Raw genomic sequence first — 10,882 nt, forward strand, 5'->3', positions numbered from 1 at the left:
TCTAAGCTGTATACCACCATTTTTGTTGCAAAAGCGATAACCACTAATACAACTAAAATCTCGATTAAGCTAAAGCCCTTTTTCTTGTGTATTGATTGAAGACCTACGTTCATAGTAAGTCTTCAAAAAGTACATTTAGGTTAAGCTCAGTAGACTGACTCATTACTGCTTTTCTTCATCCCAGTTACCAATGTCGTCGTCGGTACCGACTTCACCGTCTGGTCCCATAGAGAAAATATCAAATTTACCAATTTCACCTGGGCTTATTAATAAGTATGTATTACCCCATGGATCTTCTGGTAATTCGCTGATAAAGCCGCCATCAGGAAAACGTTTTGGAACAGGCTCAATAGACGTTTTAGTCACTAACGCTTCAAGACCTTGCTCTGTGCTTGGGTAACTTTTATTTTTAAGCTTATATAAGCTCATCGCATCTTCAAGCTGCTGAATATCTAAATGCGCTTTATCAATAGCGGCCTCTTCTTGTTGGCCCATAATATTTGGCGCAACAATAGACATAATCATCCCGATGATAACCAGTACCACCATTACTTCTAGTAAAGAAAAACCTGATTGTTTGTTCACGTAATTACCTCATTATTCTAAAAACACTAAGCAAAAATGGTTTAGGTAAAACCATTAATATATAAAAACTATTTAAATTTAGAGCCCAACGGCTTTGTTCATTGCCATAATAGGCTGCAAAATGGCCATAACTATAAATAAAACGATAACAGCCATAGATGCAATCATTGCAGGCTCTAATAACTTAAGCGATACGTTAACCATGCTTTCAAATTCACGGTCCTGGTTATTCGCTGCACGCTCTAGCATTTGCTCTAGCTCACCTGATTTTTCACCACTGGCGATCATATGTAGCATCATCGGCGGGAATAATTTAGTTTGCTGTAAGGCCGCTCTAAGGCTTGCACCTTCGCTTACTCTGTCAGCTGCGTCGGCTACCGACTTCTTGATTTTTTCGTTTACGAGTACATCGCCAGAAATCCGCATTCCTTCAAGTAGTGGCACAGAGCTTGAAGATAAAATACTTAATGTACGAGCAAAGCGAGCGGTATTAATACCACGAGCCACCTTACCAATACCCGGCATGTGCAGCACACGGTCGTCCCACCAAAAGCGCACTTGTGGTTTTTTTAATGCGTACTTAATGCCAATCGCAATGCCGGTGATGGCTAGTAGGCTAATAAACCAGTAATTTTGTACAAAATGACTCCCAGCCATTACCCACTCGGTGGTCCAAGGTAATACTTGTTTAGTTTTTTCAAAGGTTTTTAGTATTTTAGGAACAACTGTACCTAATAAAACCGACACTATACCAATAGCAAAAATAACTAGAATAGTTGGGTAAACCATAGCCTGTGTTATTTGACTACGCATATGCTGACGCTGCTCGGTGTAATCAGCTAAGCGATTAAGTACTTGGTCAAGATGCCCTGACTTTTCACCCGCAGCCACCATTGAACGATATAAGTCGTCAAACACATGGGGAAACTCACTCATACCATCAGCAAGGGTATAGCCTTCAACAACTTTTGAACGAACCGACATTAACATACGTTTTAAACGTGGTTTTTCACACTGCTCAGCCACCGCCATTACCGCACCTTCAACTGGTAATGCTGACTGAATTAACGTTGCTAACTGGCGTGTGATGAGCGCGAGCTCAGATGTAGAAATACTTGGTTTAAAAAGGCTACCAAATAAAGGTGCTTTCTCACCCTTTACCTGTTTATCACTCTGAGCCGCAGGCACAACCTCTAAAGGGGTTAAGCTTTTATCGCGCAGAAGCTGACGAACTTGCTTGGCGGTATCGGCCTCTAAAATACCTTTTTTTTCTTTGCCGCGGCCATCTAATGCCCGATATTCAAACGCAGCCATTATTAGCCTTCCTCACGGGTAACACGCAGCACTTCTTCAAGCGTGGTTTTTCCTGCAAGCACACGGCTGCAACCATCTTGGCGAATACTTGGGCTATGAGTGCGAATGTATTTTTCTACACTTTGCTCGCCTTTACCGTTGTGGATCATTTCTCGTATTGTTTCATCTACAACAAGTAACTCGTGTATACCAGTACGACCTTTGTAACCATTAAAGTTACATTCTTCACAGCCTATTGCACGGTAAATCGTTGGCTTGCTCTCAAATGGTACACCTAAAAGCTGACATTCACGTTCGTCTGCCACATGCCCTTCTTTACAGCTGTTGCACAACGTACGCACTAAGCGCTGAGATAAAACACCTAATAACGATGAAGAAAGCAAAAACGGTTCAACGCCCATGTCTTCCATTCGAGTAATAGCACCAGACGCCGTATTTGTATGCAGTGTAGACATAACTAAGTGACCAGTAAGTGATGCTTGAACCCCTATTTGGGCAGTTTCAAGATCACGTATTTCACCTACCATTACAACATCGGGATCTTGACGTAAAATAGCACGCAACCCTCTTGCAAACGTCATATCTACTTTTGTATTTACTTGCGTTTGACCAATACCTGGGATCTCATATTCAATAGGATCTTCTACAGTCAGAATATTACGATCGCGAGAATTTATTTGGCTCATACCTGCATACAAGGTGGTACTTTTACCAGAACCCGTTGGTCCTGTTACCAAAATAATCCCGTGCGGCTTACTAATTAAGTCAGCAAACAACTCACGGTTTTTTGGAGTCATACCTAAATCTTCTAGGTTTAGGCGAGCATTGTTCTTATCAAGTAAACGTAATACTACTCGCTCACCAAAGCTCGACGGCATGGTTGATACACGCACATCTACTGCACGTCCTGCAATACGCAAGCTAATACGACCATCTTGCGGAATACGCTTTTCAGCTATATCGAGTTTTGCCATTACCTTAATACGCGATACAAGCAATGAGGCAAGTTTCCGATTTGGCTTTAGTACTTCTTTTAAAACTCCATCAACCCTGAAACGAATCACAAGTTCTTGCTCGAACGTTTCAATATGAATATCTGACGCCCCCTCTTTAATGGCCTCGCTAAGCATGGCATTAATGAGTTTTATAATGGGCGCATCGTCATCACCAGCTAATAAATCTTCAGTTTGCGGGAGCTCATCAGCTAAAGAAAACAGATCAACTTCGTTGCCAATATCTTCCATCATTTGCTGCGTTTCAGAGCTATCACGTTGGTAAGATGACTCTAGTAACAATTCAAACTTGTCATCATCAAGCTGCTCTAATTTAAAGCCATGACCTGCGATTCGGCGCACTTCAAGTAATACATCTAAATCAAGCTCACCACGAAAGTACACGGTAGTTTGGCCTTGATATTCACTGAGCAAAACACCCGCACGTCGCGCGTACGAAAATGGTAAACGTTTTGCTGGTAACTCAACGAGTACGTCATCAGCTAAGGGCTCATCTGCACTATGCGTATTAGGATGAACCACGTCTTGGTTTATCTCTTGTATCGCATTAGTCATCTTTACGCTCTTGTGCATTTTGTTTACGTAAATGCTCTTCATAAGTTGGCGGAAGCACTAGCTCATCATTCCACTCAGGCAATACAGGGGTATCGGTCATTGGCATTAAATCAATACCATCTTCTTGCTGCTTAGTTTGCTCACCACGAATAAAGTTATACTTGTTAAAACTTAACTTATTCATGCTCACCCCATCACGGATGATCGTTGGGCGGATAAATACAATTAAGTTACGCTTACGGCGAGTCGTGTTTGTTGACCTAAATAGGTGCCCTAAAACAGGAATATCACCTAATAATGGAACTTTAGACACACTTTCTTGAACGTCTTCGTCTATTAAGCCACCTAAAACAACCATACCGCCATCATCGGCAATAACCGTTGTCTTAATAGCGCGTTTGTTCACTGAAATATCAACCGCAGTTGCACCACTTACACTCGATACCTCTTGCTCAATGGTTAGCTGTACCGCTGAGCCATCGTTAATTTGTGGCGTTACAATAAGTTTAATACCCACTTCTTGACGCTCAACCGTTTGAAATGGGTTGCTATTGTTAGTGCCTGTTTGAGATCCGGTAATAATAGGTACTTCTTGACCCACTAAAATAGAGGCTTCTTCGTTATCCATGGTGGTAATTGAAGGCGTTGCCAAAATATTTGAGTTAGTGTCGGTTGCTACAGCCTGAATAATTGCGCCCCAGTCGTTTTTTATAACGCCCAGTGCCAAGCCATTAATACCACTAAGTAATGATGCAAGCGGCCCGTAGTCACCTTCTGTCGTTTCTGTGTAAGGTGTAACCGTGCCAGACTCTGTACCTATAATTGTTTTAGTTACTGTTTGATCTGCAGCTTGCTCTGCTGCAACAGCTAACGACCCAACAGGTACCGTTGTGCCATTATTAAACTGCAGCATGCCACCTTGCTCTGAAATCCACTGCAAGCCTAAATTAACGCCATCACCTTCCATTACTTCAATAATTATTGCTTCAACTAATACTTGTGCGCGACGAATATCTAATCGCTCAATAACTGATTCTAATGAACGCATAGTATCTGGCTGTGCAGTAATTATTAGTGAGTTTGACTCTGGGTGTGCCTCAATGCTGGTTTCGTTGTTACTACGCGAACGCGTTTTAGTTGCGCTACCTTGAGCTTCCTCGGTTAACGACTTACTTACACCCTGAAGAACCTTAACTAAGTCCTCCGATTTGGCATAGTTTAAATAAAACACCTTAGTGTTGCCTTGGCTTTCAAGCTCACCATCAAGACGCTTAATTAGCTCGATTGCACGTGTGCGGGCTTGCCCTTCACCACTTACAATTACGCTATTGGTACGGCCGTCGGCTACGACTTTAGGAATCAAAAATTCTGGTACGCTTCCTTTGCCACTATCTTTATAAATATTTTCTACTACAGAAACAACATCATCAGCCGTTGCGTATTTAAGCTTTACAATATCAACACGCTTATCACCGGCTTGGTCAACTGAACGAATAATTTCCACTAAGCGGTTTACTGATGCAGCATGGCCAGTCAACATCATTACGTTTGCAGCATTAAAGTTAGCAACATGGCCACCATCTTTTTGATCGCTAAATTGACGAACTAATGGTCCTAGTTCTTGCACGCTTACATTTTTTACGCGCACCACACGGGTGATCATCATATCGCCCGATGCAGAACTGTTTTCAGTAATTAGTGGCACATTCGATTTTTTAGCATCAGAACTTTTTTCTACTTTAATAATGCCATTATCCATTTCAACAGCTGAGTAGCCGTAAACTTCTAATACATTTAAAAAGAATTGATAGTAAAGATCTTCATCCATTAACTCATAGCTACGTACATTCACTTTACCACGCACGTTGGGATCTATAATCACCGTTTTATTAAGGTTTTTACCAACAATATTAATGAACTCGTTGATATCAGTACCCTTAAAGTTTGCTGCATATTCAACTGCAGAAACAGACAAAGAAATACTTGCCGCCAAAAAAAGTGCTGCGTACTTAGCTAACCCTTTTTTAATTTTTGTGAGGTGTAGCACCTGAACCATTATGTTAAAACTCCAAAGCTAAGTTATTGCAGGCTAAATTGCACATCTATTTGCTCACCATCACGCTCAATGGTGATAGTAGCATCGGTGCTATTGCGCAGCTCGTTTATGGCTGACATAGCCTGTTTTAAATCCGTTAATTGATAGCCGTTGATAGAAACAGCTAAATCGTTATTTTTTAATCCCATTTGCTTAAATAGTGCGGGTTCTTTTCCCGGACTTAAGCGGTAACCAATGAGTTCGCCTTCACTCGTTGCTTGAGATACACGTATGTAATCAAAAAGCTTACCGGGTTCTTCTAATAATTCTTCGCGTGTTTCTATAATGGCTTCTTTTACTTCTGGGTCTGCAGTCGCATTTATTTGTTCTTCACTATCATCTAATCGTTGCGGCCCCATTTCTTGCTCATCTTTTGCAGCGAGCACCGGCATAGAGACTGTTTTGGTAAAATCGAGTCCATCAAGCATTAGCGTTTCAAACCGAGCATTTACACTTAAAATGACACGGTCAGGAAGTATTTGCGCTACTTTTGCGCGCGTCCCAGATACAACTTCATCTACCAGGTAACTAACCTGCTTGCCCTGTGATTCAATAATTGCAACGCCTGCTTTATCATCATTACTTACAGCCACTATGCCTGTTAAGTTAATACTTAAACGTGTTTCAGGGGCATTATTAATAACTTGTGATTGTTTTGCAGTATTAGCGCTGTTTGTTACCGTTTTTTTACCAAACAAAAACTGTTCAACAATACGTTGCGCAGAATTATTACTTGTTCCCGATGACTGTGCTGTAAACTGAGTGGGGGTAAGTAAAGTTATTCGAGGTTTAGGCCATAATAGCCAAACCAGTTTTGATAACAAAAATGCAAGGTAAACAACAACTAACAGCGTGACTAATGCACTTAATTTAGCATGCGGCAATCGAGTTAAAATGTGTTTTAGTCGTTGAATTTGCTGTTCCATAAATAGTGTTCTTTTTTAATTTACTGCGTAAGCGCGTCCCCATAGTACCCTTTCATTTTTCATTCAACAAGCACACTAATATTAAACTTTGTAAACAGAATGAATAACTTCTATTTACTTGAACAAAAAAGCAACACCCACTGTAATACCTTCATCCTAGATAGATTTCGTGGTAAATTTTAGATAATAAATTACTGCAGGTACAAATACGTTATGAGTAAAAAAAGCAATAGTAATAAAGACTCTGACCTCATAGATAATCTAAAAGTTCGATTAGATAAATGGTTGTGGGCAGCCCGCTTTTATAAAACACGTGCTATAGCAAGGGAAATGGTACAAGGTGGTAAAGTGCATTATAATGGACAACGAACAAAGGCGAGCAAAATAGTCGAGGTTGGTGCGGTAGTGAAACTCGCTCAAGGTGTAGATGAAAAGATAGTGACTATCATCAAAGTGCTTGAAAAACGACAAAGCGCCCCCATTGCTCAGACCTTGTACCAAGAATCTGATGCCAGTATTGCTAAACGCGAAGAAAACAGCATCGCACGTAAAAATAACAGTTTTTTTGCGCCTCATCCGGATAAAAAACCCGATAAAAAGCAAAGACGCGAACTTTTAAAAATGAAATTAAGTTAGGTATAGCCGCTCATGCAACAAGATTTACTTCACCGTTATTTATTCAACGAACTAGATGTTCGTGGCGAACTCGTTCAAATCGAGAGTGCCTACAATGAAATGATTGCCAACCATAATTACCCCGCGCCTGTAAAAGCATTACTAGGTGAGCTATTAGTTGCCACTTGCTTACTGACAGCTACATTAAAATTTGAAGGCGAGATAGCCGTGCAACTTCAAGGCGACGGACCCGTTAAATATGCAGTAATAAATGGTGACGATAAACAAAATATGCGTGGTATTGCTCGTCTACAAAGTGAGTTGACTGGCAGTACCGTCAAAGAATTAATCGGCAATGGCTATATGGTTATTACTATTACCCCAGACAAAGGTGAACGCTACCAAGGCATAGTCCCTTTAGAACACGACACGCTAAGCGAATGTATTGAAAGTTACTTTGAGCAATCAGAGCAATTAAAAACTCGTTTATGGTTTGCGACTAATACAACCGAAGGCAGCGCCAAAGCATGTGGTTTATTTTTACAGGTACTGCCTGTTGATAAACAAAAGTCGATTGAAGATTTTGCCCACTTAGAAGCACTTAGTAATACGATAAAAGATGAAGAGTTATTAAACCTTGATGCAAATACAATTTTAACTCGTTTGTATCATGAAGATAACCCACGCGTTTTTGAACCGCAAAGTATACGTTTCAAATGTGGCTGTAGTCGTGATAAAACAATCACCGCATTAGTTAATGTAGGACAACAAGAACTGCTCGATGATGTCGCAAAAAACGGCAGCGTTAATATTAACTGCCATTACTGCTTAAAAGAATATGCCTTTAATGAGCAAGACATTAAAAGCATTTTTAATTAAAAACCTCATCTCAGCTAATCCGACTGTATAAAGCCGCAAAATATGCGGTTTTATATTATAAAAAGATGATACCGGTGTCATAAAAAGTGACTTTTCAATGACACCGGTATCATTGAAATTATTCATGTTTTTTTGCAAATATATGTGTTTTTAGAGGCTTTACAGGCTCGAATATCTCAAAACCTTCTGTTACTATCATTACAGCTAAAGGGCACTATTCACCCAGAGCTATCCCGTTCAAACTCTCACACATAGTTAGGTATAAACATGATTACAAGCGCTACACGTTTTGTCGATTTAACCGCAGCTGAACTTGTCGAGCATGCGATCCGCCGTGGCGAAGGAACTCTAGCCGCAAATGGTGCTTTCGTAGCCATTACAGGAAAACGAACTGGTCGTTCACCTCGAGATCGTTTTATTGTACAAGAAGCGACAACACAAAATGAAATTCAATGGGGCAATGTAAACCGTCCTTTTGATGCTGACAAATTTGATGCTTTGTGGGCCCGCGTAGAAGCACATGTGCAAAGTAATGACCACTTCACCTCTCACCTAGAAGTTGGCGCAGACCCAGAGCATTATTTACCTGTAGTTGTTACAACAGAAACTGCATGGCATCATATTTTTGCCAAAAACATGTTTATTGAACCTAAAAACTATAACGCTTCAAACTTACCGCAGTGGCAGGTGATGAACGTACCTTCGTTTGTATGTGAGCCAGAGCGTGATGGAACTAACAGCGATGGCACCGTAATTATTAACTTTGCACAACGTAAAGTATTGCTTGCGGGTATGCGCTACGCCGGTGAAATGAAAAAATCGATGTTCTCAGTTCAAAACTTCTTATTACCAGCTAAAGGTGTATTACCAATGCACTGTTCGGCTAACGTTGGGGAAGCTGGCGACACAGCATTATTCTTCGGTTTATCGGGTACTGGTAAAACAACGTTATCAGCTGACCCAACTCGCTTCCTAATCGGTGATGATGAGCATGGTTGGGCACCTGGGAGCGTATTTAATATCGAAGGCGGCTGTTACGCAAAATGTATCGACCTTTCACAAAAGAATGAACCTGTTATTTGGGATGCAATCCGCTTTGGTACTATATTAGAAAACGTGGTACTTGATGATAAAGGTGTGCCAGACTTTAACGATACAAGCTTAACTCAAAATAGCCGCGCAGCTTATCCGTTAGAACATGTTGAAAAACGTAAAGTAGAAAATCGTGCTGGCGAGCCCAAAGCTGTTGTATTTTTAACATGCGATGTAAGTGGCGTATTACCTCCTGTATCTGTACTAAGTGAAGAAGCCGCCGCGTACCACTTCTTAAGCGGATATACAGCAAAAGTAGGTTCAACTGAAATCGGTTCAACAAGCGATATAGAATCTACATTCTCAACCTGTTTTGGGGCACCGTTCTTCCCGCGTCCTGCAGGTGTTTACGCAGAACTTCTTATGAAACGTGTTCGTGAGTTTGGTGCTAAAGTTTACCTAGTGAATACTGGCTGGACTGGCGGTCCTTACGGTATCGGCAAGCGTTTTGATATACCAACTACACGTGCTGTAATTGACGCCATAGTGTCTGGTAAATTGGCCGGTGTTGAGACTCAACATATAGATGCGTTGAACCTAGACGTACCCGTTGCAGTTCCAGGTGTTGATAGCAACCTTCTAAATCCTATAAATACATGGGAAGATAAGGCTAAGTATGATGAATATGCAGCGAAATTGGCTGCTGACTTTACAGAAAACTTTGCGAAATACGACGTATCTGACGACATTAAAAATGCAGGCCCTAAAGCTTAAAAGTAACCTTTAGCCTCATAATTAAAACGCCAACCTTGAGTTGGCGTTTTTGATTCTAATTTTTACCCCAGCAACTAAGTTTCTTTAATAAATAACCGTACACATAAGATAGAACACTCCAACACCACAAGCAAAACTGTTAAAGGTTTACAGTCAAATACAAGTCTACTCTTTCGAGTCGGACTTTCTTTCATTTAGAGTAGGATAACAGCTTTGCTGTACCCTGCGCTAAAGAGCCAAAGAGCTAATTCTGCGTCATCATCTGGTAATGTATTAGATAACCAAAACACTCTTCACAATGAGGCGCTTCGTTTGGGAGACGCTTCGCTTTAGAGAAGGGAATACTGAAGATTACTTTCCTGCAGACGTAAAAAAGCCCGACTATTTCTAGTCGGCTTTCTACAATTTGAAGTCGATGCGCTACGCAGTAGAATGTCTTGGTGTCCACAGCGGTGGAGAGCCAAAACACTCTTTACAAAGAGGCGCTTTGCTCAACAGACGCTACGCTTTAGAGAAGGGAATACTGAAGATTGCTTTCCTGCAGACGTAAAAAAGCCGCTTCATTTCTGAAGCGGCTTTCTACAATTTGAAGCCTGGTAATGTCCTACTTTCACATAGCAAATGCTACACTATCATCGGCGCTGTTTCGTTTCACTACTGAGTTCGGCATGGAGTCAGGTGGGTCCAAAACGCTATTGTAACCAAGCAAATTTGGGCGTTAATCCGTATTTCTACGCACTAACTGAATCTGGAAAATATCTGATAATATTTTTTAAGTCTTTCTAAGTAATATCTACTTTAGTTATATTAACTTCTGTCTTAACTGTCACACAAAACGCGTTTGGCGTTGTATGGTTAAGCCTCACGGGTAATTAGTACAAGTTAGCTTAATGGCTCACACCACTTCCACATCTTGCCTATCAACGTTGTAGTCTTCAACGGCCCTTCAGAGACTTTAAAAGTCTAGTGAGAACTCATCTCGAGGCCTGCTTCGCGCTTAGATGCTTTCAGCGCTTATCAGTTCCGAACGTAGCTACCGGGCAATGCCATTGGCATGACAACCCGAACACCAGCGGTTCGTTCACTCCGGTCCT

Annotated in this window: 9 protein-coding genes and 2 rRNA genes; 3 read left to right on the forward strand and 8 right to left on the reverse strand. The window is 41.1% G+C overall.

The features are described from left to right. From BCG07_RS16255 to gspC, 6 genes are all read right to left on the reverse strand, one after another. On the reverse strand, positions 1-113 hold a 113-nt coding region (locus BCG07_RS16255), incomplete at its 3' end, for a type II secretion system protein (RefSeq protein WP_286891125.1). 49 nt (positions 114-162) lie between these two features. Continuing rightward, a complete protein-coding gene (gene gspG / locus BCG07_RS16260; RefSeq protein ID WP_006794634.1) occupies positions 163-585 on the reverse strand; it encodes a type II secretion system major pseudopilin GspG in 423 nt (140 codons plus the stop codon). Between the two features lie 78 nt (positions 586-663). Next, a complete protein-coding gene (gene gspF, locus BCG07_RS16265; RefSeq protein WP_006794633.1) occupies positions 664-1,899 on the reverse strand; it encodes a type II secretion system inner membrane protein GspF in 1,236 nt (411 codons plus the stop codon). Positions 1,900-1,901: 2 nt separating this feature from the next. Continuing rightward, the gene (gene gspE, locus BCG07_RS16270) at positions 1,902-3,467 is read right to left on the reverse strand and encodes a type II secretion system ATPase GspE (RefSeq protein WP_006794632.1); all 1,566 of its coding nucleotides are present in this window, start codon (positions 3,465-3,467) and stop codon (positions 1,902-1,904) included. Then, positions 3,460-5,523 (reverse strand): type II secretion system secretin GspD, encoded by a 2,064-nt coding sequence (gspD, locus tag BCG07_RS16275; RefSeq protein WP_203985815.1) that lies wholly within the window; start codon positions 5,521-5,523, stop codon positions 3,460-3,462. The genes gspE and gspD overlap by 8 nt, the downstream gene beginning before the upstream one ends. A gap of 23 nt (positions 5,524-5,546) precedes the next feature. Next, the gene (gene gspC, locus BCG07_RS16280; protein WP_286891122.1) at positions 5,547-6,488 is read right to left on the reverse strand and encodes a type II secretion system protein GspC; all 942 of its coding nucleotides are present in this window, start codon (positions 6,486-6,488) and stop codon (positions 5,547-5,549) included. Between the two features lie 213 nt (positions 6,489-6,701). On the opposite strand from gspC, the gene hslR reads away from it, so the two are divergent. From hslR to BCG07_RS16295, 3 genes are all read left to right on the forward strand, one after another. Next, positions 6,702-7,124 (forward strand): ribosome-associated heat shock protein Hsp15, encoded by a 423-nt coding sequence (gene hslR / locus BCG07_RS16285; RefSeq protein ID WP_058405243.1) that lies wholly within the window; start codon positions 6,702-6,704, stop codon positions 7,122-7,124. Positions 7,125-7,136: 12 nt separating this feature from the next. Continuing rightward, positions 7,137-7,982, forward strand: coding sequence for an Hsp33 family molecular chaperone HslO (hslO, locus tag BCG07_RS16290; protein WP_286891123.1), 846 nt, complete (start codon positions 7,137-7,139; stop codon positions 7,980-7,982). A 267-nt stretch (positions 7,983-8,249) separates the two neighbouring features. Beyond that, a complete protein-coding gene (locus tag BCG07_RS16295) occupies positions 8,250-9,788 on the forward strand; it encodes a phosphoenolpyruvate carboxykinase (protein WP_286891124.1) in 1,539 nt (512 codons plus the stop codon). Between the two features lie 591 nt (positions 9,789-10,379). Here the strand turns inward: BCG07_RS16295 and rrf are convergent. After that, positions 10,380-10,494 (reverse strand): 5S ribosomal RNA (gene rrf, locus BCG07_RS16300). Positions 10,495-10,639: 145 nt separating this feature from the next. After that, positions 10,640-10,882, reverse strand: a 23S ribosomal RNA gene (locus BCG07_RS16305); the annotation flags it as partial.

Source organism: Pseudoalteromonas sp. ESRF-bin5, assembly GCF_002632075.1.
Classification (GTDB): Bacteria; Pseudomonadota; Gammaproteobacteria; order Enterobacterales; family Alteromonadaceae; genus Pseudoalteromonas; species Pseudoalteromonas marina.

What these genes read in the sequence shown, in the direction of transcription:
- hslR (WP_058405243.1), top strand. Translation starts at nt 6,702, where the DNA reads ATGAGTAAAAAAAGCAATAGTAATAAAGACTCTGACCTCATAGATAAT.
- gspE (WP_006794632.1), bottom strand. Translation starts at nt 3,467, where the DNA reads ATGACTAATGCGATACAAGAGATAAACCAAGACGTGGTTCATCCTAAT.
- BCG07_RS16295 (WP_286891124.1), top strand. Translation starts at nt 8,250, where the DNA reads ATGATTACAAGCGCTACACGTTTTGTCGATTTAACCGCAGCTGAACTT.
- gspD (WP_203985815.1), bottom strand. Translation starts at nt 5,523, where the DNA reads ATGGTTCAGGTGCTACACCTCACAAAAATTAAAAAAGGGTTAGCTAAG.
- gspC (WP_286891122.1), bottom strand. Translation starts at nt 6,488, where the DNA reads ATGGAACAGCAAATTCAACGACTAAAACACATTTTAACTCGATTGCCG.
- hslO (WP_286891123.1), top strand. Translation starts at nt 7,137, where the DNA reads ATGCAACAAGATTTACTTCACCGTTATTTATTCAACGAACTAGATGTT.
- gspF (WP_006794633.1), bottom strand. Translation starts at nt 1,899, where the DNA reads ATGGCTGCGTTTGAATATCGGGCATTAGATGGCCGCGGCAAAGAAAAA.